The sequence below is a fragment of the Sphingomonas rhizophila genome (assembly GCF_014396585.1).
Lineage (GTDB): Bacteria > Pseudomonadota > Alphaproteobacteria > Sphingomonadales > Sphingomonadaceae > Sphingomicrobium > Sphingomicrobium rhizophilum.
This window is the reverse complement of the sequence record NZ_CP060717.1, coordinates 2,397,501-2,420,872: the sequence shown is the minus strand read 5'-3', so window position 1 is coordinate 2,420,872 and position 23,372 is coordinate 2,397,501. Positions and strand designations below refer to the sequence as shown.

The following is a 23,372-nucleotide window of genomic DNA, read 5'->3' as shown; positions in this document are numbered from 1 at the left end:
TGACGCACCCGGCTAAACCTTTCGATGTTCGTCGACGCGAGACTCAGAGAGGTTGTTTCATGGAAGGTCTGATGACCCTGTTCGCCGATCCCACGGTGTGGGCGGCACTGATGACACTGATCGTGATGGAAGTCGTGCTGGGCATCGACAACCTCATCTTCATTTCGATCCTGTCCAACAAATTGCCGGAAGGGCAGCGCCAGAGGGCCCGGCGGGTCGGGATTTCGCTGGCGCTGATCATGCGTCTCGCACTGTTGTCGACGATCGCCTGGCTGGTGGGGTTGACCGCGCCGGTTTTCGACCTTGGCTTCCAGGGCGCGCCGGGGGCGCACGGCGAACCCTCGTTCGAGACCGAGTTTTCGTGGCGCGACCTCATCCTGATCGCGGGCGGCCTGTTCCTGGTTTGGAAGGCGACCAAGGAAATCCACCACAACGCGGACCCCAATCCCAACGACGACCTGTTCGACAGCCCGTCGAAGACGCTGACGTTCGGCGCGGCGATCGTCCAGATCCTGATGCTGGACCTCGTCTTCTCGATCGATTCCATCCTGACCGCGGTCGGCATGACCGACCACCTGCCGGTGATGGTCATTGCGGTGATCGTCGCGGTGGTGGTGATGTTCGTCGCCGCCGACCCCCTGGCCAACTTCATCCATCACAACCCGACGGTGGTGATGCTGGCCCTGGGCTTCCTGCTGATGATCGGCGCAGTACTGATTGCGGACGGCTTCGGCGTGCATGTGCCCAAGGGCTACATCTACGCGGCGATGGCATTTTCGGCAGCGGTCGAGGGCCTCAACATCTGGTCGAGGCGACGGCAGGCGAAGGCCGCGGCGGCGCGCGGCGAGGCTCCATCAGGAATCACGTCCGGCGAATAGCCGCCGCTCCGGCCCCGGAAGGCCGATCCAGTAGCCGAGTTCGGCAAGCTCCCCGATCCGCCAGACGGCGAGGTCGGCGGCCTTGCCGGCCTCGATCGAGCCGACTTCGTGCGCCAGGCCGAGGGCTCGGGCGGCGTGGATGGTCATGCCCGCGATCGCTTCTTCCGGGGTCAGGCCGAACAGGGTGCAGGCCATGTTCATCGCCAGAGTCGGCGACAGCAGCGGCGAGGTGCCGGGGTTGCAGTCGGTCGCCACCGCCATCGGCACGCCGACGTCGCGAAGCAACTGGACCGGCGGCTTCACTTTCTCGTTCAGCGCATAATAGGCGCCGGGCAGCAGCACCGCGACGGTCCCCGCCGCCGCCATCGCCCGCGCGCCGGCCGCATCGAGATGTTCGAGATGATCGGCCGACAGCGCCTTGTATTTCGCGGCGAGCGCGGCGCCGTGCTGGTTCGACAATTGCTCGGCATGGAGGCGGACCGCCATGCCATTGGCGAGGGCCGCGGTGAACACGCGCTCGACCTCCGCCGGGGTGAACCCGATCGTGTCGCAATAGGCGTCGACCGTGCCGGCGAGGCCGGCGCGGGCAACGGCGGGGATCATCTCGTCGGCGACCATTTTGACGAAGGATTCGCGGTCGTCCTTCGCCTCCGCCGGCAGGGCGTGGAGCGCGAGCAGGGTCGGCACGATCCGCACCGGCGAATCGCGGCCGAGCGACCGCGCCGCATTGAGCATCCGGATTTCCGACGCCGTATCGAGGCCGTAGCCCGACTTGATCTCGATCGTCGTGACCCCACCGCGCATCAATGCGTCGAGACGGCGGCGGGCCGAGCCCTTGAGGTCGTCGGCGGAAGCGGCGCGGGTCGCGGCGACGGTCGAAACGATGCCGCCGCCGGCGCGAGCGATTTCCTCATAGGTCGCGCCGGCGCGGCGCATGGCATGTTCGTTGGCGCGGGTCCCGCCGAACACAAGGTGGGTATGGCAATCAACCAGGCCGGGCGTGACCCAGGCGCCGCCCAGCGGCACCACTTCCTTCGCGCGAAAGCCCGCGAGCTCGGTACGCTTGCCGACACGGACGATCCGGCCATCGGCGATCCCGATCGCGGCGTTGGTCATGATGCCGAGCGGGTTGCCGGGCGAGGCGACCATCGTCGCGAGATGACAATCGGTAAGCAGCCGGTCCCACATGGTGGGTGGCAATGAGCGGGCGCGGTGCTAGTCGTCAAGCATGAGCTGGCCCAACCTTGCCGACCTGATCGTCGATGCGCAACGCGACGCGCCGGTCGGACTGGTCGGGGCGCCGCTGGCCAGCGGATCGGTGACACCCGGGCGCTGCGACCTGGCACCGGGACACCTGCGCAAAACGCTTCGTCGGATCGGCCGGTACGACCTGGAAACGGGGCGCGAGATCGCAGCCCGGATTGCCGACCATGGGGATGCGCCGATCGGCGAGATGAGCATCGAAGAAGCGACTGGCCTGATCCGCGAGGCCTGCGCCGCGAGCGTGAACCGTCACGCGTTGACCTTCCTGATCGGCGGCAACAACGCGGTCACCAGGCCGGGTGTCCTTGCGCTGGGCGATGCGCTCGGCCTGCCACTTGGCCGCATCGGGCTGATCACCCTCGACGCGCATTTCGACCTTCGCTCGACCGCCGAAGGCCTGGGCAACGGCAACCCGGTGCGAGCGCTACGTGAGGACGGGCTACCCGGACGCAACATCGCTCAGGTCGGGTTGGCGCCGTTCGCCAACAGCGCGGCGATGCACCGCGACGCGATCGAGGGCGGGCATCTTGTCGTGACGACGAGCGACATTCGCCAACGCGGGATAGACGAGGCGGTGAAGCGGGCCATCGGCCATGTCGCGCACTGCGACGCGATCCTGGTCGATTGCGACATCGATGTCGTCAACCGGAGCCAGTTCCCTGGCGCGCCGGGAGCCCGGCCGGGTGGAATTTCCGTCGTCGATTTCTTTTCCGCCGCGCGGCGGCTGGCGGCTTGCCCGAAAGTCGCCGTGATCGACCTTAGCGAATGGGATCCGCCGCTCGATTCCACCGATCTCAGCGCACTGACCGCGGCCCGCTGGCTGGCGGAGTGCCTCGCGGGGTTCGAAAGCCGCTAATCGGTTCGCCGGCAAAGGATCGCCGGCCGGTCAATTCAACGTGCCAAGTGCCTGACGCGGTTCCACTTTAGGGACCGCTCCCAACCGCGTTAAACATTGACTCTTATTAATCTTGGTTACACAAAATTTAACGGATGCGACTCGCTTTGCTCCGCGGGGGTGGAGCGCGCACCATCAAGGGGACCATGGCATGCCGGTGGGGACGGGGCGACGGCACGTGCGTTTCTTCAGCCTGCTTGCCGGCGTCGCGATGCTATCGTCGGCATCCGCCGTGGCCCAATCGGTTGCCCCCACTCGTGACGAGCTCACGCGCCCCCAGGAAGCGCCCGCCCCCAGGAGCACGCTGAACGTCGTCGGCGGGATCGAGCGGTCGCCCTGCCCCCTCGCCGCCCCGCAATACGCCGACGTCAAGGTCACCATTCGCGAGGTAATATTCGACAATCTGAAGGGCGCGACAACGGCAGAGCTGGCGCCGTCCTGGGCGCCTTATGCCGGAACGGCCCAACCCGTGGCGGTGCTATGCGAGATCCGCGATGCCGCCGCGACAATCCTGCGCAACAAGGGCTATCTCGCCGCGGTCCAGGTGCCGACGCAGCGCATCGACGACGGTATCGTGCGGATGGAAACGCTGTTCGCCCGGGTCACCACGGTGCGCGCCCGCGGTCAAACCGGGGGCGCCGAAGCCAAGCTGGCCGGCTATCTCAGCAAACTCACCGAGGACGAGATTTTCGATCGCTATCGCGCCGAGCGATACCTGCTGCTGGCGCGCGACCTGCCTGGCTACAACGTGCAACTAACGTTGCGCCCCGCCGGCACCGGGCCGGGCGAGTTGATCGGCGAAGTGTCGGTCGTCCGTCTTCCCGCATCGCTCGACATCATGGTGCAGAACCTCGCCGCGCCCGAAACGGGCCGCTGGGCGGGCAGGTGCGCGCCATGTTCTTCGGCCTGACCGGCCTGGGCGACGTTACCAGCGCCTCTTTCTATTCGACCGCGCAGCACAAGGAACAGAAGATCCTGCAACTGTCGCACAGCTTTCGCCCCGGCAGCGAGGGATTGGTCGTCGACGGTAACTTCACTTACGCCTGGACTCGGCCCGATCTCAACACGACGTCGGTCGTGCCGCCGTTGAAGGCGCGAACGCTGTTTGCCGAACTGGCGGTGCGCTATCCCCTGGTCCGCCGCCAGTCGCACAATCTGTGGATCGGCGGCGGGTTCGATTTCCTGAAACAGGACGTCGATTTCTTCGGGCCGCAGTCGCGTGACCGGTTGCGCGTCGGCTTCCTGCGGGTCACCGCCGACAGCATCGACTTGTCGTCGCGCCGTCCGAAATGGCGCGTCGCCGGCAGCCTAGAGTTGCGCAAGGGCTTCGACCTCTGGGGCGCGACGAACAGCTGCCCGACCGGCGGCTGCCCGACCGGAATAATCGGGCCGAGCCGCGCCGATGGCGAACCCGATGCGATGCTGGTCCGCGCCAGCGCCGATGCCGAAGTCACCATCGGTTCTTCGCTGGCGCTGGCGATCGCGCCACGTGCCCAGATCGCCTTCAAGCCGCTGTTCGCGTTCGAGGAGTTTACCGCCGGCAACTACACGATCGGCCGCGGCTACGACCCCGCACTGCTTAGCGGTGACAGCGGCGTCGGGGCCACCGTCGAACTTCGCGGCCCGCGCTTCATTCCGCCAAAGCTCGACACCCTGTCGCTTCAGCCCTTCCTGTTCGGCGACGCGGCGTGGGCGTGGAACAAGAACCTGGCCGGAGATCCCGATCACCTGAAATCGGCCGGCGGAGGCGTCCGCTTTGCGTGGGCCGACCGGATGCGACTCGACCTCACCGTCGCCAAGCCGCTCGAGCGCGCCGGAATCACCAACGAAAAGGGGCCGACGCGACTGCTGCTGACCCTGACCAGCCGACTTTTGCCGTGGAGATGATGATGGCCCGCCGCTTGTCCCGGAAGACGCTTTGCTCATCGCTGGCGATCGCGACCGCGCTGGTGATGGCGCCCCGTCCCGCGCTAGCCCAAAGCTTCATCGGCACAGTCAATTCATCGGTTGGCGCCAACGTCCACCTGCAGGGCAACGGCATCACCGTCATCAACGTCCAGAACACCCAGGCCGTCATCAACTGGACCGCGACGGGCGCGTCGAACAACGGCGTGATCACCTTCCAGCCGGCCGGGACGACCGCCAGCTTCCGCGGCAACAGCCAGTTCGCGGTGCTTAACCGCGTCACGCCCGGCGTCGCCGGAAGTTCGATCCTGCTCGACGGGATCATCGAGACCCAGTCCAACAGTTCGGGCGGCGGCGGGACGATCTTCTTCTCCAGTCCGAACGGCGTCATCATCGGCCAGAACGCGGTGATCGATGTCGGCTCCCTGGGGCTGACCGCCCTGCCGGTCGCAAGCGATGCCGATGGCAACTGGATCAGCGGCTTCGGCACCTCGGCGCAGACGATCAGCTTCGGTCCGGCGGTCAATCCCAACGCCTTCGTCCGGGTCAATCCCGGTGCGACGCTCGCGGTACGCAACAGCGACAACTACATTGCGCTGGTTGCGCCGAAGGTCGACGTGCAGGGCACGATCAAGACCGACGGGGTCGCCGCCTTGGTCGCCGCCGAGCAGGCAACGCTGACCATTCGCGACAATGGCCTGTGGGACATCATCGTCGGTACCGGCACGACCGATCCCAACGGCATCGTCCTCAACGGCGCGATCGCCCGCAACACCGCCGCGGTGGGTGGCAACCACACCGCCTATCTGGTCAGCGTGGCCAAAAACGATGCAGTGACAATGCTGTTCAACAGCGGATCGAAGCTGGGATTCGACGTTGCCGGCTCGGCTGGAATCGAGGGCAACAGCGTCGTCCTGTCCGCAGGCGCGAGCGTGCTCAATGGCGGCGTCGCCTCGTATCCGGCCGGTGCGGGCAATTCGAACATCACGCTGGACGGCGTATCGACCGATTCCAGGCTCACCGCGATTGCCCACGGCACGATCAATGTGAACAGTGATGGCGGCGCGTCGACCTATGGCGGCGACGTGACGCTGGCGGCGTCAGGGCAGATCAATGTCGCGGCGACCAATAACAACCTGACGTTCGCGAGGACGCTGACCGCCACCACCGACCGCATTGGCGCGCCGGGCGGCGACGCGACCGCGGGCGACATCAGCATCGGCGCGTCGAACGGCAAGACGCTCCACTTCGCCGGTGCCACCGTCCTGTCCGCCGACGGTACGGGCGGTTCAGCGACCACGGGCACCGGGACGGGCGGCAACGGCACCGGCGGGACGATCACCATCGCGCCGACGGGCGGCACCGTCAGTTTCAGCCAGTTGACCGCCACCGCGCGGGGCGTTGGTGGGGCCGGGTCGGTGCAAGGCGGCATCGGCCAGGGCGGCACGGTGTCGATCGGTTCCAGCGGCGGCACATTGCTGTCGACCGGGACGCTGAGCGCCGATGCCAGTGGCGTCGGCGGAGCATCTTCGGGAAGGGCGGCGCGGGTCATGGCGGCACGGCGCGGATCGCGCTGGATGGCGGAACGGCGACGATCGCCGGACTGTCCTTCTCGGCCAACGCGGCCGGCGGGCGGGCGGTGTGCTTGGTGGAACCGGATCCGGCGGAGCGGCGGAAATTTCGGTCGGCGGCGGCACTCACCAGATCACCGGCACGGCGATTCTCGATGCGCGCGGTAGTGGCGGCAGCGGCGCGACTGGCGGCGCGGCGTCCGGTGGGACGGCAAGGATCGCGGCGAGCACCGGCACGGTGACTTTTGCCAACGCGGCGCTGAACGCGAACGCGAGCGGCGGTGCGGGCAGCAGTGGGGCCGGAGGCGCGGCGAGCGGCGGGCTGGTCGCCGTGACGGCCACCGGCAGTGGCCATGGCGGTTCAATCGACGGGGGCACGCTCGCCCTGACGGCGAACGGTCTTGGCGGCGCGGGCGGCGCAGGCGCGGCAGGCGGTGTTGGCACCGGCGGCACCGCGTTCGTCACCGCGGACAACAGCGACAGTGGTCTCAACCGGTTCAAAGCGAACCAGCTGACCGTCGATGTGCGCGGCGAGGGCGGCAGCGGCGGTGCGGGAGCCAACGGTACGAGCGGTGGTAGCGGCGGCGCTGGCGGGGCGGGAAAGGGCGGCAACATCTTCGTCCAGGCGGGCGTCGGGAGCGGGGTCGTCGACCTTGGCAGCTTGTCGGCAACGACGCTGGGCCGCGGCGGCAACGGCGGGGCCGGCGGATCGGGCAGCGCCGGTGCCGGAGGCACTGGCGGTGCAGGCGGTGCCGGCCAGGCGGGGAATGCCTATCTGGGCACCACGACAGGATCGCCCTCGTTCCGCAACGACGGCCGGTTCGAAGCGGACAGCGCAAGCATCCTGCTCTCGGCGCTTGGCGGCAACGGCGGCGCGGCCGGGTCAGGAACGACAGGGTCCGGCGCAGGCGGGCGCGGCGGCAACGCCGACGGCGGATCGGCCAGCCTGACCGCGCGCGGAGGCGCCATCGACATCGGGTCGCTTGCGCTGACCGGGGCATCGACCAGCGGCTCGGGCGGTAGCGGCGCGGCGGGCGGCAATGCGCTGACCTCTGCCCTCTCGCTCAATTTCGCCGGCAGCACGATCAACCCCGGCACCGGGTCGAATGTCTCGATCGACAGCTACACCGGCGCGACCTCGGCAAGCGCGTCGAGCGGCGGCGCGGCGCAGATTGGTGGCAACCAGTCGCTGTACGTCGAGGACAGCAATGTCCGCTTCGGTCACTACGCCGCGACAACGTCCGCTGCCGGTGGCGCGGCCATGGGCAGCGCGCCGGACAGCGTCCGCCTGCTCCATTCCAACGTCACCGTCGACGACGCGATGACGATCAGCACCGGCAACCGCCTCTCGGTCTTGCTCGATGGATCGACGCTGACCGCGGGCTCGTTGACGCTCGACGCAGCCAACTTCGTGTACGATGTCCCGCCGTACGCGCCGGCCGCCAACCAGGGCACGATCTTCGCCGGCTGGATCGATATACTGAGCGGTCAGGACATCATCATGGATGCCCGACTGGTCAGCGGCAGCAACCTGTTCCTCTACGCCAACGGGCTGGTCGATTTGGGCGACCTTACCGCGTCCTCCACGGTCAGCGTCACCGCTGGCTCGACCATTGCGCTGGGCGATGTCGATGCGGGTGGATCGATCTGGATGAACGCTGGCGGATCGATGGACGCCGGCGACCTGACGGGCCACGACGTCGCGATCTGGTCATCGAGCGGCGACATCTCGCTCGGAGACATTTTGGCATACGGCTTTGTCGACATATCTGCCTACGAGGGCAGCCTGGCGCTCGGGACGATCGACAGTGTGCTCGATACGTCGCTTTACGCCGGGTCGGACATCACGGTCGGCAGCATATCCGTCGGTGGAGACTATCACGGCGGCGACGTCGGCACATTCGAGGAAGGCGACGGCTACTACGGCCAATCGATCGACATCGAGGCCGGTGGAACGATCGTTGCGGGCAACCTGACCGCGGCCGACAGTATCTATGTCACCGCCGGCGGCAATGTCCGGCTCGGCAATCTGTCGGCCGGGCTGGTCGAACCCAGCAGCGACGAATGGGCCGATTATGTCATCGGCGTCGTCAGTGGCGGCAACCTCAGCATCCTCGACGCCTCGGCGTCGTCGCACATCGGGCTCGGCGCAACGGGATCGCTGGTCGCCGGCGCGATCGACAGCGGCGGAATCTTCCTGGCGCTCGCCGGTGGCGACATGTCGATCTCTTCGATCATGGCGGCAGGCCCGGCCTATCTGGCGGACGCCTCGATGATCGAGATGGGCGAGCTTGGCGACGGTGAGTTTGATCCCGCCCCGATCCTCGCCGCAACGCCGGTCAGGACCGGAGGATCGATCAACGTTGCCGGGCCCATCGCGGCGGGATCGCTGCAGGCGGCCGCAGGCAAGGGATTCACTGCCGGAAATACGATCGTGACCGATGGGTTGGCGTCGATTGACGCCGGCGGCACCGCGAGCATCACGGGCGATGTGACCGCTGGCGGCACGCTATCGATCAACGCTGATGGCGCGATCAACGCTAAGAACCTGTCCTCGGGTGGGGCGATGAGCCTTGCCAGCGGCGGCAACGCAACCTTCCTTGATGTCACCTCGGGCGGTTCGATCGGCGGGACCTTTGGCGGGAACCTGACGGCCGTCGACCTGAACGCGGCGGGCGCGATAACCCTGGCGATGGCTTCGGGCACTGTCCACGACCTGTCGGCCGGGGGCGCGTTGAGTATCGATACGATCGGCGCCTTAACCCTGAACGACGCCACTGCCGGATCGATGGATTTCAACATCGGAACGACCCTCAGCGCGCACAACCTGACTGCGACCGGCGCGATGGCTCTGGAGGCAGTGACGATACAGGCCAACAACCTTTCCTCGGGCGGCCCGATGTTCATCACCACGTCCGGCGCAGCGACGCTGAACGACGCCGTCGCGGGATCGATGGACCTCGACATCGGGACAACCCTCACCGCGCATAACCTCACGACCGTCGCAGCGATGGTTATCGATGCCGGTTTGATCCAGGCCAACGACCTGACGTCGGGCGGCGCGATGACGCTCGCGTTGGCATCGGGTACAGTTCACGACTTGTCGGCCGGTAGCGCGATGACGATCGATACGGCCGGTGCGTTCGCGTTGAACGACGGTAGCGCCGGATCGATGGACCTCGACATCGGAAAGGCCCTCACTGCGCGCAACCTTACGACCGCCGCGGCGATGGTGATCGATGCCGGTACGATCCAAGCCAATGACCTGGCTGCTGGCGCTCACATCAATCTGGCGACGAGCGGCAGTGCGAACGTGCGCAATGTGGTCGCGGGCGGCGCGTTGAACGCGGCCATTGGCGGGGTGCTTTCGGCCAACAATCTGACGGCAGGCGGGACTGCCACTGTCGTGGCGACATCGACCCAGGCCAACGACCTGGCCAGCGCCGGCGCCATGATGCTGACCAGCATCGGCGACACCACTGTTCACAACGTCAATGCGGGCACCAGCCTGACGACGGCCATCGGCGGAAAGCTGACCGCCAATAACCTCGTCGCGGGTGGATCGGCCGCGATCGGTGCGGCTTCGCTGGCGGCCAACGACGTCACGGCGGGCGGCAATGCGGCGCTCGATATCGGCGGCAACGCAACGGTTCGTGACATCGCCGCTGGCGCCATCGCGGCCAGCATCGGCGGCAATTTGGTCGCTCGGAACCTGACGGCGGACGGAGCGATCAGCGTTAGCGCCTCGACCATCCACGCCAACGACCTGACCGCAGACCAATCAGTCGCGCTGACCAGCATCGGCAATACGACGCTGCACGACGTCGCCGCCGGCACCACCGCCGCCGCGCTGGTCGGCGGGACGTTGTCGGTCAACGACATTGGCGCGGGTGGGAATATCGCGCTGAATGCCGGAACGCTCAGCGCTCACGACCTGACCGCCGGCGGATCGGTGAACGCGATCACGCTCGGCGCGCTATCCGCCAACGATATCGACGCCGCGGGGTCGATCGCGCTGGATTCGCAATCGTCACTGACCGCGCGCCACCTGAGCGCTGGTGACGATATCTATGCGTGGAGCGTCGGCGCGATGGCGCTCGGCAATATCGACGCGGGCAACGATGTCGGCCTGTCAGCCGGGACGACGCTGGCCACCGGATCGATCGATGCGGGCGGGACGATCGTGCTGGCCGCCAACGGCAACATCACCACCGGTGCGATCAATGCCGGCAACCACTTCCTGTCGCTGGGCGGCGCGACGATGAGCTTCGCGTCGATCGAGGCCGGCGGCACCGCCTTCCTGGCCAACAAGTCGATGCAGGCGCTGGGCGGCGCGATCGGAAGCGGCTTCGATGTCGACGCCGTCCTGGCCCACGCCCCGGCCGCAACCAACGCCGCGATCGTCATCGGCGGCGACACCACGGTCGGTTCGCTGCGCGCCAGTGCCGGCACCGATTTCACCGGCGGGAACATCCTGAGCTTCGGGCCGACCCAGGTCGAGGCCAAGGGCAACATCACCGCCAACATCATCGAGACCTATGACACGATCGACCTGATCGCCGGCGACTATGTGCAGAACAGCGTCGGATCGATCCTGACCGGCGACGTGACCGCGACGGGCGAGATCGCGTTCACCGCCAATGGCACCATCACCAGCGGGGACCTGACGGCGGGCGAGGATATCACTCTGATCGCGCCGGGAGCGATCAGCACCGGCGACATCACGGCAGGCGCCTTCAACCAGACCTTCGGCTTCGGAACGTTCGATTACGAAGGAACCGACGTCGCGATCAACGGCGGCAGCAGCGTCAGCACCGGGTCGATCACCGCGACCGACAGCGTCGCCATCGCTGCGGTCGGCGACATCGACACCGACGACATCCATGCCGGCGGCCCGGTGCTGGCACTGGGCGGCGCCAACATGGCGCTCGGATCGATCAGCGCCGGTGGCCCGGTCTACCTTGCGAACCGCTCGATGATGGCACTGGGCGGGACGATCGGCGAGGAATTCGACCCCGCCCCGCTCTGGCCAGCGCGCCGGTGGCGAGCGGCGGTTCGATCAGCGTCGGCGATATCGCGGCGGACTGGCTGGCGGCGTCGGCCGGGAGCAACTTCACGGCGGGATCGATCGATAGTTGGGGTTCGCAGTTCATTCGCGCGGGCACCACCATCTCCACCGGCTCACTCGATGCTGGCGGCAGCATCGACATGCTGGCGGGCAGCGGTCTGACGATTGGCGGCAACGCCTACGCGGCCGGTGACATCACTCTTGCGTCGGCCACTGGCCCGATCACGACCCAGTCGATCCGATCCGGCCAGTCGGTCGACGTCGACACCGCCGGCATCGTCACCGGGACGACCATCAGTGCCGGCGACAGCATTGGCGTTTGGGGCGCCGGCGGCGTGACGCTGACCGACCTTGACGCGGGGATCGTCGAACCGGTTGGCGAGGGCAGCCACGATATCGGCATCGGCAGCAACGGTGCAATCAGCGTCGGTGCTGTCCATGCCGCCGGTGACGTCGGCCTCGCCGCTGGCGGCAACATTTCCGCGGCGGCGGTGACGGCGGGGGGCGACCTGCTGGCGCTGGCCGGTGGCAACACCATTCTCGGTACGCTCGACATCGGCGGACGGCTGGGGATCGCCGGCTTCGGCATGCTGGCCGGCGGCGGCGGAAAGGACGATTTCGACAAGGAGGTCGTGTTCGCGGCCCTGCAGGGCGGCACCGCGACCGCAACCGGCGGATCGGTCACGATCAACGGCGCGGTCAATGCTGGGAGCGTCAATGCCCGGGTCGGCCAGCACCTGACCACCGCAGCGATCACCACCGCGTCGCTGAGCGCCACCGTCGGCGGCACGGCCACCATCAACGGCCACTGGAATGTGTGGGATTCGACCTGGCTGAAGTCGAACGACATCGCCATCGGCAACAACGGCGGGATCAGCGGGTACGACGTCACGCTGGTATCGTCGAACGGCGCCCAGACGCTGGTCGGCGACGGGCTGGTACCGGCCGGGCAGACGCCAGCCGGTTATCTCCTGGACGGCGCGGAGTTCGGGCGGATCGATGCCAGCCAGCTGACGATCGCCGGTAATGGCGCGGCCAGCGGCCGGATCGACATGCTTATCGGCGACCTGGTGCTCGAAGGCGGCAATAGCGAGGGCGGCGAGCAGCAGGCATTCGGCGGTCGCAGCTATCGCTTCGTCACCACCTCCGCCGACAACAGCCATGTCGAAGGCGTCATGCGCGTCGTCGGCGATGTCGTCGGTCCGGCCGACTATGCCGCCTTCGTGTCCGGCATGGTCGAGGTCGACGCCGATACTGCAACCATCGCGCTGGAGAACAACGGCAGCCTGACCGGCGTGCTGGAATTCGTCACCCCGCACCTGCACGTCGCCAGCGCGGCGGTGCTCGACAAGTTGGAAAGCGACCTCAACTATACCAACCGCAACTACGACCTGCAGACCCCCACGAAGACGGCGCGTCCCGAGGGCGTGGTGCGTGCCGACACCATCTACGTCGATCCTGACAATGGATCGGGCGCGACCGCGTTCACGCTGTTGGTGCAGAACACCGGTACGTCGGCGACGCCCGCCGGCTTCTTGGCGCGCTACGCGGAATTCTTCTCGCCCGAAGGGTCCACGCCGGGCGCCATCGATATGGTCATCAACGGCCAGATCGACACCGGCGAGGGCATCCTGACCGGCAAGGACGTTCGCGATGCCCTGATGGAGGACGACGATCCGGCGAGGTTCAAGGCCGGGAGCATGATCAACGGCTGCCCCGTCACGGGCGGTGCCTGCACCAAGATCGCGCCGCCGCCGCCACCGCCGCCGAGCTACGACCCCAATCCACCGTTGCAGGGTCAGCTGGTACTGATCTCTACCCCGGCGCCGGACAAGCTGCCGTTCGGCAACGAGGAGACGATCGAGGATAACCAGGAAGAGGGCGGCGTCGACAGCGCGTCGAGCCCGATCCTGGCGCCGCAGCCGCTGTTCGACACCGGACCGCTGGTCGGCAGCGAAGAGACCGACGAGCCGATCAGCGGCGGCGGGAACCCGGCGTTGACGGGCAGCGGAACCGTGACGCTCGACCAACTCGATGAAGAAGACGAGGAAAAAAAGAAGAAGAAGCCCGCCGCCGGACGCGCCAAGACCAACGACGGTGATGGAAAGGTCAAGTGATGGCCCACCAGACTTCCCGCTTCGCCCGGTGGCTCATTGGCGGGACGATCACCGCCTGTGCGATAACCGGTCCTGCGCTGGCCGCGCCGCTGTCGACCCTGCCTATCTCGACCCGGACGAGCTTCCGCCTGGGCGACGCCGGGGTGCTATGCACTGCGCAATCGAAGCCGACCGATGCTCGCCTGACCGGCATGTTCGACCGCGGCTATCTGTTGACGTGCCGCGACGCGGCGTCGCCGGTCGGCAGTCTGATCGCGGTGCGCCGCGGCATCAACCTGTTGTCCGAACCCAGCGCGCTGCCGATGGCGACGCTGGACTGCAAGCCGTCGACCGCGACACTCGAGGGCGTAGGGGCAGTTCAGGCCGCGCGCTGCCACGACAAGACAAACAGCCTCGACTACGTGCGCTATTCGCTGACCAAGAGGCACACCAGCTACATGGTCGAGGGGCTGGCGGGTTATGATCCTGCGCTGCGGCTGGCATTGGCGTCGGTGGTGCTGGACCGGGCGCAACCGGGCGTCATCCAGGTCGCCACGACCGAAGTCAGCGATCCCGCAGCATTCGCGCGGACTCAGGCCGGATCGCTCGATACCGCCGGCGCGCGGCAGGAGGCCTATGCCCGCGGCAACGGGAGCCGCTTCGCCGAATCCGCGCAGTTTTTCGAAGACATCGCCAACCGCGAAGGCGACGATGCGGCGACCTTGGCGGAAGCCTATGCCAATCAAGGACTGCAGCAGTCGAACCTCGGCAATTTTTCCGCCGCCCTGCGCCTGTTGGCGCGGGCTGAGGCGAGCGCGCCGCAAGGCGACGGCGTCAGCCAGCGCCTGATCCGCAACTACCGCGCCATCAACGCCCTCAACCAGCGCGACACCGACGGCGCGCTCGAAGAACTGAATCGCAAGGTCGCCGACGTCATGGCCGAGGAGGGCGAAAGCCAGCTTCGCCGCGGCCTGATCAGCATCCCGATGGCGCAGCTGATCAATCGCGCCAGCAACAGCACGCAGCAGGTGGCGCAGCTTGGGTCAGGACTGACGCAGCTGGAGCGGGCCGCGGTGCTCGACGCGCAGGCGACGGCGCTGACCGGGATAGCGTTCCGCCTCCAAGGCAAATTGTCCGATGCCGCGGCACGTCTGGACCGCGCGCGGCGCGACCTCGCCAGCGTGCGCGACGGGCGCGTGCTGTCGACCAGCTGGCTGCAAAGCGAGATCGGGGTCGAACGGGCGCTGGTCGACGAGGCGGCGGGCAACCCCGCCGCGGCGATGGCCTCGTTCGACAGCGCGATCGCAACGATGGGCGCTTCCTTCCCGAAAGCCCGGCGCTGCTGTCGGCCAAGGCGCGCAAGGCAGGCTATCTGATGCGGACCGGACAGGGTGCGGCGTCGCGAGCGCTGTTCGACGAGGTCATCAAGGAAAGCGCCAATATCGACGACGCCGGCGCGGCGCTGCGCGGGCTGCTGGCCCCCTATTTCGAACTCTTGGCGGGCGATGGATCGGCGGCGGCGGCGGCGAGCATGTTCCGCGCCAGCCAAGTGCTGCAGCGGCCTGGCGTCGCGCAGACGCAGGCCATCCTGGCGCGGCAGTTGTCGGCCGGCAACGACGAAGCCAGCGCGACCTTCCGGCTGGCGGTGTCACGCACCCGCGAAATCGTCCGGACCGAGGCGGAAGCAGCGCGGCTGAGCGCGCTGGTCAAGCCGACCCGCGGCGAGCAGGCGGCGCTGGACGCGGCCAAGGCGAGCCTGGTCGACCTTCGTGCACAGCAAACGCAGTTGCAGGCGAAGCTCGCCGACTATCCGCGGTACAAGGCGCTGTCGCCGTCGAATGTCGACCTGACCGAATTGCAGGCGGCGCTCCGGGACGGCGAAGGCTATTACAAGATGATGGTCGTCGACGACGCGGTGTACGCGCTGTTCGCGACCCGCGGCGGCGCCCGGGCGATGAAGCTGCAGCAATCGGCGACCGAGATGGGCGGCGACGTCAGCAAGGTCCGATCGAGCATCATCGAGGAACGGGCGGGCTAATGGTCAGCGAACCGTTCGACCTGCTTCGCGCGCGGACGCTGTACCTGTCGCTGTTCGGCGCGGTCGATGGCGAGGTTCGGTCGCTGAAGCACCTGGTGTTCGAACCCGACGGGCCGATGCTGGAATTGCCGCCCTACCTGCTTCCTGCGACCCAGGCGGGAGTCGACGCCTATGCGGTCCGGCTCAACCGGCCGGGCGCCGACGAATATGATTTTACCGGCGTCGACTGGCTGGCGCGCGGCCGTCAGGTGTCGATCTCGGTCAGCCCGCGAAGCTTCCTCGACGTTCGCGCCATCGCCCCGAGCCGGGCGCGGCAAGCCTATCTCGGCCTTGGCAACAACGCGGTCGCCGTGGCGAGGCCCGCGGTCGCGGTCGCCGACGAATGCGACTGGCCGATCCAGGTGTGGCAGCAACCGATTTCCGCCGACGAACTTCGCGTCGGCGCGTCGGTATTCGGCCCGGCCCAAAGCCGGATCGTCACCGACAAGGCGTTCACCGACGCGGCGCTGCTGACCGACCGGAGCATCGATCAGTATCGCGTCGTCCACTTCGCGACCCACGGACTGGTCACCGCGCCCCGGCCCGAATGCCCGGCGCGGCCAGCGCTCGTCACCAGCTTCGCGGACGGATCGGATGGGCTTTTGACCTTCCGCGAGATTTTCGACCTGAAGCTCGATGCGGACGTCGTCATCCTGTCCGCCTGCGACACCGCGGGGTCGGCAAGCATTGGCGCGAGCCGCGAAGCGGGCGTCGCCACTGGCGGCAACTATGCCCTCGACGGACTGGTCCGGGCCTTCGTCGGCGCGGGGCGCGGTCAGTCGTCGCCAGCCATTGGCCAGTCCCGGAGTCGTTCGACGCCACCAAGCGGCTGATCTCGGGCCTGCTCAGCGCCAAGGCGGGTGAGCCGCTGGCAATGGCACTGGGCGAAGCGCAGCGCGGCCTGATGGACGATCCGCGGACATCGCATCCGGTCTACTGGGCGGCCTTCATCATCCTTGGCGATGGGGCCAAGCCGCTGGTGCCGTTGCGCCAGGCCGGGGCATCGAGGGAGGAGCGCATCGTCCGCCCGGGACATTGAGCCACGGCGCTTGACAGCCCATCCGCGCTGCGCTGTTTTAGCGTCGATGCACGCAACGCAACGCCTCGATTCCGCTCTGAATGCTTCCGCGCTGTCGGCTGGCTGGTGGTGGCGCTTGCCCGAACGATGGCGCACGCCCCGCTGAAATAGCCTCGTATCGAGGCCCGTTTCTTCCAGGAGCCCGCGCCACCCGCGGGCTTTTTTATTGCCCCTTTTCCAAGGACCGAACGAATGATCATCGTGATGAAGCCGGAGGCGACCGAGGCGGAGGTCGACCGCGTACTGAACCGCATTGCCGCCAAGGGCCTGAAGCCGCTGCATATGCCGGGCAGCGAGCGGGTCGTGCTTGGCGCACTCGGCGACGAGCGGGTGCTGGCCGAACTGGCGCTGGATGGCGATCCTTATGTGGAATCCGTGAAGCCGATCCTGGCGCCCTACAAGCTGGTGAGCCGCGAACTTCACCCGCACGACAGCCTGGTGGCGGTCGGCGGCGCCAGCTTCGGCGGGAACCGCTTCGGCCTGATCGCGGGTCCCTGCGCGGTGGAAACAGAGGACCAGTTGCTGGCCAGTGCGCAGGCGGCCAAGGCGGCCGGTGCGCGGGTGCTTCGCGCCGGCGCGTACAAGCCGCGTACCAGCCCCTATGCCTTCCAGGGCCATGGACCCGAAGCGCTCGAACTTCTTGCCCAGGTCGGGCGTGCGGTCGGCTTGCCCGTCGTCACCGAGGTCATCGAAAGCGGCGACGTCGAACTGGTCGCGCGTCACGCCGACGCGCTGCAGGTCGGCGCGCGCAACATGCAGAACTTTGCGCTGCTGAAGGCGGTCGGTGCCGCGGGGAAGCCCGTCATCCTGAAGCGCGGCATGTCGGCGCGCATCGAGGACCTGCTGCTGGCGGCGGAATATGTGCTGGCCGCGGGCAATGACCAGTTGATCCTGTGCGAGCGCGGCATCCGTACGTTCGAAACCGCCACTCGCAACACGCTCGACCTGGCCGCGGTGCCGGTACTCAAGGCCAAGACCCACCTGCCCGTCATCGTCGACCCGTCGCACGGCACCGGCAGGCGCGACCTGGTCGCGCCGATGGCGCTCGCGGCCGCGGCGGCTGGCGCGGATGGGCTGATGGTCGAAGTCCATGTCGACCCGCCGACCGCGCTGAGCGATGGCCCGCAATCGCTCTATCCCGACCAGATGATCGCGCTGGGCAAGCAGCTCGGCGCGGTGCTGGGTGTCCTTGGCCGAACCCTGTGAGGCACGCGCGCGCCGGACAGGCGGGGCTGGTGTCGCGACGGTTGACGGGGACGCACGACCCATTGGCGCTGCACGCGGCATTGGTAGCGAAGGGCCGGCGTCCGTTCCTGTTCCGCCGCACCGGGCAGCGGGCGCTGATCGTCGCCGATTCCGCACTCCGGCTGGAAGCGACGGGGCCGGACGCGCGGATCTGCGCGGTCAGCGAAGGCGGCGCCTTGCTGCTCGAAGCCGTCGCCGAACGGTTGGCGGCCCATGTGACGGACAGGTCCGACAGCGACCTGAGCCTGCATTTCCCCCGTTGCGACGACCCGGACGAAGAGGCCCGCGCCGCGGCGCCCACCGCGCTTGATGCCCTTCGTGCCATGATCGCAGCGGCTGGGCCGATCGATGGCGACGAGCCGTTTGCGACGCTCGCCGCAGGGATCATCGGATTCGACCATGTCGACATGGTCGAAGACCTGCCGCCCCGTCCCACGGGCGACTTTCCCGATCTCGTCTTCCTGCTGGCCGAGACAGCCATTGTCGTCGAAGCATCTGGCGCGGCGCGGGTGCTGGCGATGGCCGTCGGATCGGATGACGAGAAGACGGCACACCGACAGCATCACCTCGCCGCCGATCGTCTGGCGAACCTGTCGGCGATCTGCGAGCATGCGCGGGCGCCTGCGCCGGTGCTTGCCGAGCCAGTGAGCGCAGCGCCCGACCTGGACGATGCCGCGTTCGAGGCGACCGTCGTTCGGCTGAAGGAGCACATCACCGCCGGCGACATCTTCCAGGCCGTGCCATCGCGTGTTTTCCGTGCGCCTTGCGACGCGCCAGATGTGGCCTTCCGCCGTCTCGTCGCCGCCGACCCGAGCGCTTATCATTATTGTTTCGACAGCGGGCACGGCGTGCTGTTCGGCGCCTCGCCCGAGACAGCGGTCGAGCTGGCGTGGCGCGGTGACGACATGATCGTCTCGGTCAGCCCGATCGCCGGGACGCGGCCGCGAGGCGTGACCCCCGACGAGGACGACCGTTTCGAAGCCGATTTGCGGCTCGACGCCAAGGAGGTGGCCGAGCATCTGATGCTGGTCGACCTGGCGCGCAACGACGTCGCGCGGGTCGCCGTGCCGGGCACGCGCCGCGTATCGCGCCTGCTGGCGGTCGAGCGGTTTGCCCGGGTGATGCATCTGGTGTCGACGGTGGAGGGAAGGCTGGCCGATGGCGCCGATGCGATCGACGCGGTGCGCGCCTGCCTCAACGTCGGAACGCTATCCGGCGCGCCCAAGCTGCGCGCGATCGAGCTGATCCGGTCGGTCGAGCGCAGCGCGCGCGGGCCTTATGGCGGGGCGATCGGCTGGATCGCCGGTAATGGCGAAATGGACAGCGCGGTGGTGATCCGATCCGCACTGGTCCGCGACGGCGTGGCCGAGGTGCGCGCCGGGGCCGGGGTAGTCGCCGACAGCGTGCCAGCTGCTGAAGCCGCCGAGACCCGCGCCAAGGCAAGCGCGGTGCTGGCCGCGCTCGGGGCCGCGGCGTGAACATCCTGCTGGTCGACAATCGCGACAGCTTTACCTTCAACCTGGCCGACGCCTGCCGGACGGCAGGCGCGACGGTGCGGGTGGTGCGCAACAGCATTGATGCGGACGAGGCATTGCGGCGGGCGATCGACGACGCGGCCATACTGATGCTGTCGCCCGGTCCAGGACGGCCGGAGGACGCGGGCTGCTGCCTGGACCTGATCGAACTGGCGCGCGGACGGGTGCCGCTGATCGGCATTTGCCTGGGTCATCAGGCCATCGTTCAGCAGGCGGGCGGCACCGTCTGCCGGGCGGACGCCCCCTGTCACGGCAAATGCTCGTCGATCGACCATGATGGCACCGACCTATTCGAGGGCCTGCCCTCGCCACTCGGCATTGGCCGCTATCACTCGTTGTGCACGCCCGTATCTGATCTTCCCGAGCGGTTCAGGGTCGAGGCCGAGTTGGACGGCATGGCGATGGCCATCAGCGACATGGAAGCCGGGCAATTCGGCCTGCAATTCCATCCGGAATCAATCCTGACCCCGCGCGGCGACCGGCTGATCGACCGGCTGCTGGCGAGCGCGGATGCTTGCCGGAGACGGTTCGCCGCCGACTTGCGCCGAAAGAGAGCGCACCGCACAACATAGCGATGAAGATCATCCTGCTTGCCGCCGCGCTGCTTGTCGCCCAGCCCGCGTGGGCAGCGCCCGACGACCAGGCGCGGCTGGCGGCGCGCGCCAGGCTGGTCACCATTACCCGCGACGAATGGGGCATCGCGCACGTCAAGGCACCGACCGACGCCGACGCCGTGTTCGGCATGGCGTTCGCGCAGGCCGAGGACGACTTCAACCGGGTCGAGACCAATTACCTCACCAGCCTTGGCCGCTTGTCCGAGGCCGAGGGCGAAAAGTCGCTGTGGAAGGACCTGCGCCAGCGGCTGTGGACGGATCCGGCCAAACTGCGCGCACAATATGCCGCCAGCCCGGCATGGTTGCGCAAGCTGATGGACGGGTGGGCCGACGGGCTGAATTACTATCTGGCGACGCACCCTGGCACGAGGCCGCGGGTGCTCACTCGGTTCGAGCCGTGGATGGCGCTGAGTTTCTCGGAAGGGAGCATCGGCGGCGACATCGAGTACGTCGATCTCGACGCGCTGCGCGATTTCTACGGGACGCCGTCCAAGGTCAGCGCGGGCGAGCGGCCGCGCGAGGAGCCGCAGGGGTCGAACGGCATGGCCATCGCGCCGAAGCGGACCGCCGATGGCAAGCCGCTGCTCCTGATCAATCCGCACACCAGCTTCTTCTTCCGCGATGTCGTGCAGGTGACCAGCGGTGAAGGGCTCAACGTCTATGGCGCGGTCACCTGGGGCCAGTTCTTCGTTTACCAGGGGTTCAACCGCACCGCGGGGTGGATGCACACCTCGAGCGGCCTCGATAACCGCGACGAATTCGTGGAGACGCGTTCCGCGCTGCCAGGTGGTAAACTTGGCTATCGGTATGGCGGGAAGGTGCGGGCGGTGACAGTCACTCCGATCACCATCCAGGTGCGGCAGTCGAACGGACAGCTGGCGGCGCGCACGTTCCGTACCCTGCGCACGCATCATGGCCCGATCGTCCGGTCGGAAGGCGGCAAGTGGATCGCCTACGCCATCCTCGACAATCCGGTCGCGGCACTGGAGCAGAGCTTCCTCCGCACCAAGGCGCGCAACCTGGCCGAATTCATGGCGGTTGCCGAGCGGCGGGCCAACTCGTCGAACAACACATTGTTCGCGGATTCCAGCGGCACCATCGCTTACCTTCACCCGCAGTTCGTGCCGGTGCGCGACAATCGCTTCGACTACACCAAGCCTGTCGATGGCAGCGATCCGGCGACCGACTGGCGGGGACTGCACGAGGTTCGCGACCTGCCCAACGTTGTCAATCCGGCGTCGGGCTTCGTCTTCAACTCCAACGATGCGCCATGGCCCGCAGCGGGCCGCGGCACCTTCGATCCGGCGAAATTCCCGCGCTACATGGATCAGTGGGGCTGGAACGCGCGCACCGACCACGCGCTTCGCGTGCTCGAACGGGAGCAGCGCTTCACGCCGGCCAAGCTGATCGCCGCAGCCTATGATCGCGAACAGCCGGGGGTCGACCTGTTGTTGCCGGGCCTGATCGAAGCATTCGACCGCCTCTCGACGGACGATGCTCGGCGCGCCTCGTTCGCGGCGCCGATCGCAATGCTTCGAGGATGGGACCGGCGCTGGTCGGCGGACAGCGAAGCGCAAACGCTGGCCGTCCACTGGGGCGAGGCCATGTGGAAGCGGGCGTCGGCCGGCATCAAGGGCCGGGCAACCGCGCAGGTCTATGCGGCGATGCAGGCAGCGAACGACACGCAGAAGCTGGAGGCGCTAACGTCAGCGCTCGACAAGTTGCGCGGCGACTTTGGGAGTTGGCGGGTCAAGTGGGGCGACATCAACCGCTTCCAGCGCAATGACGGCGCGATCGTCCAGACCTTTGACGACGCGAAGCCGAGCATTGCGGTGCCGTTCCCGTCGGCCGACTGGGGCTCGCTCGCCAGCTTCGGCGCGCGCACCTATCCGGGGACGAAGAAGCGCTACGGCACGAGCGGCAACAGCTTCGTAGCGGTGGTCGAGTTCGGCAAGAACGGGCCACGCGGCTTCGCGGTGACGGCCGGGGCGTGAACGGCGACCCGCGCTCGCCACACTTCGCCGACCAGGCCCAGGCCTATGCCGACGGGCACTTACTGCCGGTGCATTTCGAAACGGCCGATGTCGCGGCGCACGCGCGCGCCATCTATCACCCGGGCGAACGCCGCTAGTCTAGGCAGCCTGTTCGAGCTGCTCACTGGCGTCGAGCCAGTCCAGCTCGGCCCGCTCCAGCTCGGCGGCGCAGTCGACGCGGCGCTTGAGCAGCCCGGCAGTGTCGGCGCCTGCTTCGGCCAATGCGCGATCGATCGCGGCGAGTTCGTCGGTCAGTCGGCCGGTTTCCGCTTCGGCCTGGCGCACGGCCTTGCGCAGGGCATCGCCGGCCTTTCCGAATTTGCGCGGTGCATCCTTCGACTTGGTGGCAGACTTGGGCTGGTTCCGGCCCAGCACGAAGTCGATATAGTCGTCGATGCTACCCGCGTAGTCGACCGCGCGGCCGTGATCGACGAGCACCAACCGGTCGGCCGTCAGTTCGACCATGTGACGGTCGTGACTGACGAGAATGACCGCGCCTTCATAATCGTTGAGCGCCTGGACCAGCGCCTCGCGGCTGTCGACGTCGAGGTGGTTGGTCGGCTCGTCCAGGATCAGCAGATGGGGCGCATCGCGGGTGATCAGTGCCAGCGCCAGACGCGCGCGTTCGCCGCCCGACAGCTTGTCGACGCGGGTCGTCGCCTTATCACCGGAGAAGCCGAACTGGCCGAGCTGCGCACGAACCGCGGCGGGTGTCTTGCCCTCCATCATGCGGGTCATATGCTGCAGAGGCGTGTCGTCGCCTTCGAGTTCCTCGACCTGATATTGAGTGAAATAGCCGACCTTCATCCGCCCGCTGGCGTTGAGCGCGCCGTCCATCGGCGCGAGTTGCGCCGCCAACAGACGGGCGAGCGTGGTCTTGCCGTTGCCGTTGCGGCCAAGCAGCGCGATGCGATCGTCGGGATCAATGCGCAGGTTCAGCTGGCGCAGGACCGGCTGGCCGGCCGCGTAACCGACGCTCGCCACGTCGAGCGTGATCAGCGGCGGCTTCAGTTCGCTCGGGCTGGGGAAGTTGAAGGCCAGGCTTGGGTCCTCGGCCATCGCCGCGATCGGCTGCATCTTGGCCAGCATCTTGGCGCGCGATTGGGCCTGCTTG

At 67.6% G+C, this 23,372-nt stretch carries 15 protein-coding genes and 1 pseudogene (1 of these 16 only partly in view); 14 read left to right on the top strand and 2 right to left on the bottom strand.

What is annotated here, in order from left to right:
* Positions 1-71 precede the first annotated feature (71 nt).
* Positions 72-878, top strand: a complete 807-nt coding sequence (locus H9L12_RS12370; protein ID WP_425506781.1) for a TerC family protein — start codon at positions 72-74, stop codon at positions 876-878.
* Here the strand turns inward: H9L12_RS12370 and hutI are convergent.
* Entirely contained in the window at positions 855-2,066 is a 1,212-nt protein-coding gene (hutI, locus tag H9L12_RS12365; protein ID WP_187541975.1) for an imidazolonepropionase, read from the bottom strand. The two genes, H9L12_RS12370 and hutI, sit on opposite strands and share 24 nt — an antisense overlap.
* Positions 2,067-2,106: 40 nt before the next feature.
* Here hutI and H9L12_RS12360 point away from each other — a divergent pair, with 40 nt between their 5' ends.
* The 13 genes and pseudogenes from H9L12_RS12360 to H9L12_RS14255 all read left to right on the top strand — a co-directional run bounded on the left by H9L12_RS12360 (position 2,107) and on the right by H9L12_RS14255 (position 22,356).
* Positions 2,107-2,997: an arginase family protein gene (locus H9L12_RS12360; protein ID WP_187541974.1), complete on the top strand. Its 891-nt coding sequence runs from the start codon at positions 2,107-2,109 to the stop codon at positions 2,995-2,997.
* A 190-nt stretch (positions 2,998-3,187) separates the two neighbouring features.
* Positions 3,188-3,946, top strand: a complete 759-nt coding sequence (locus H9L12_RS13795; RefSeq protein ID WP_246450411.1) for a POTRA domain-containing protein — start codon at positions 3,188-3,190, stop codon at positions 3,944-3,946.
* Positions 3,931-4,923, top strand: a complete 993-nt coding sequence (locus H9L12_RS13790) for a ShlB/FhaC/HecB family hemolysin secretion/activation protein (RefSeq protein WP_246450410.1) — start codon at positions 3,931-3,933, stop codon at positions 4,921-4,923. Before H9L12_RS13795 ends, H9L12_RS13790 begins: the two co-directional genes overlap by 16 nt.
* A 2-nt stretch (positions 4,924-4,925) precedes the next feature.
* Entirely contained in the window at positions 4,926-6,680 is a 1,755-nt protein-coding gene (locus H9L12_RS12350; RefSeq protein ID WP_187541973.1) for a beta strand repeat-containing protein, read from the top strand.
* The gene (locus H9L12_RS12345; protein ID WP_187541972.1) at positions 6,583-11,742 is read left to right on the top strand and encodes a beta strand repeat-containing protein; all 5,160 of its coding nucleotides are present in this window, start codon (positions 6,583-6,585) and stop codon (positions 11,740-11,742) included. The genes H9L12_RS12350 and H9L12_RS12345 overlap by 98 nt, the downstream gene beginning before the upstream one ends.
* A 1,954-nt stretch (positions 11,743-13,696) precedes the next feature.
* On the top strand, positions 13,697-15,052 hold the full coding sequence (locus H9L12_RS12340) for a tetratricopeptide repeat protein (protein ID WP_187541971.1): 1,356 nt from the start codon (positions 13,697-13,699) through the stop codon (positions 15,050-15,052).
* Entirely contained in the window at positions 15,052-15,714 is a 663-nt protein-coding gene (locus H9L12_RS12335) for a hypothetical protein (RefSeq protein ID WP_187541970.1), read from the top strand. The genes H9L12_RS12340 and H9L12_RS12335 overlap by 1 nt, the downstream gene beginning before the upstream one ends.
* Positions 15,714-16,792: pseudogene (locus tag H9L12_RS13785) on the top strand (CHAT domain-containing protein). The gene H9L12_RS12335 and the pseudogene H9L12_RS13785 overlap by 1 nt, the downstream one beginning before the upstream one ends.
* 231 nt (positions 16,793-17,023) lie before the next feature.
* Positions 17,024-18,037: a 3-deoxy-7-phosphoheptulonate synthase gene (gene aroF, locus H9L12_RS12320; protein WP_187541967.1), complete on the top strand. Its 1,014-nt coding sequence runs from the start codon at positions 17,024-17,026 to the stop codon at positions 18,035-18,037.
* Positions 18,038-18,066: 29 nt separating this feature from the next.
* Entirely contained in the window at positions 18,067-19,554 is a 1,488-nt protein-coding gene (locus tag H9L12_RS12315; protein ID WP_187541966.1) for a chorismate-binding protein, read from the top strand.
* A complete protein-coding gene (locus H9L12_RS12310) occupies positions 19,551-20,183 on the top strand; it encodes an anthranilate synthase component II (RefSeq protein WP_187541965.1) in 633 nt (210 codons plus the stop codon). The genes H9L12_RS12315 and H9L12_RS12310 overlap by 4 nt, the downstream gene beginning before the upstream one ends.
* A gap of 2 nt (positions 20,184-20,185) precedes the next feature.
* Positions 20,186-22,219, top strand: a complete 2,034-nt coding sequence (locus H9L12_RS12305; protein ID WP_343060396.1) for a penicillin acylase family protein — start codon at positions 20,186-20,188, stop codon at positions 22,217-22,219.
* Entirely contained in the window at positions 22,216-22,356 is a 141-nt protein-coding gene (locus H9L12_RS14255; RefSeq protein ID WP_343060395.1) for a penicillin acylase family protein, read from the top strand. Before H9L12_RS12305 ends, H9L12_RS14255 begins: the two co-directional genes overlap by 4 nt.
* A 1-nt stretch (position 22,357) precedes the next feature.
* On the opposite strand, the gene H9L12_RS12300 is transcribed toward H9L12_RS14255, so the two are convergent.
* Positions 22,358-23,372 carry the 3' portion of an ABC-F family ATP-binding cassette domain-containing protein gene (locus H9L12_RS12300; protein WP_187541964.1) on the bottom strand. The gene runs 809 nt beyond the window's last position, so the window shows 1,015 of its 1,824 coding nt (coding positions 810-1,824); the start codon falls outside the window, past its right edge — the gene reads right to left on this strand; the stop codon is at positions 22,358-22,360.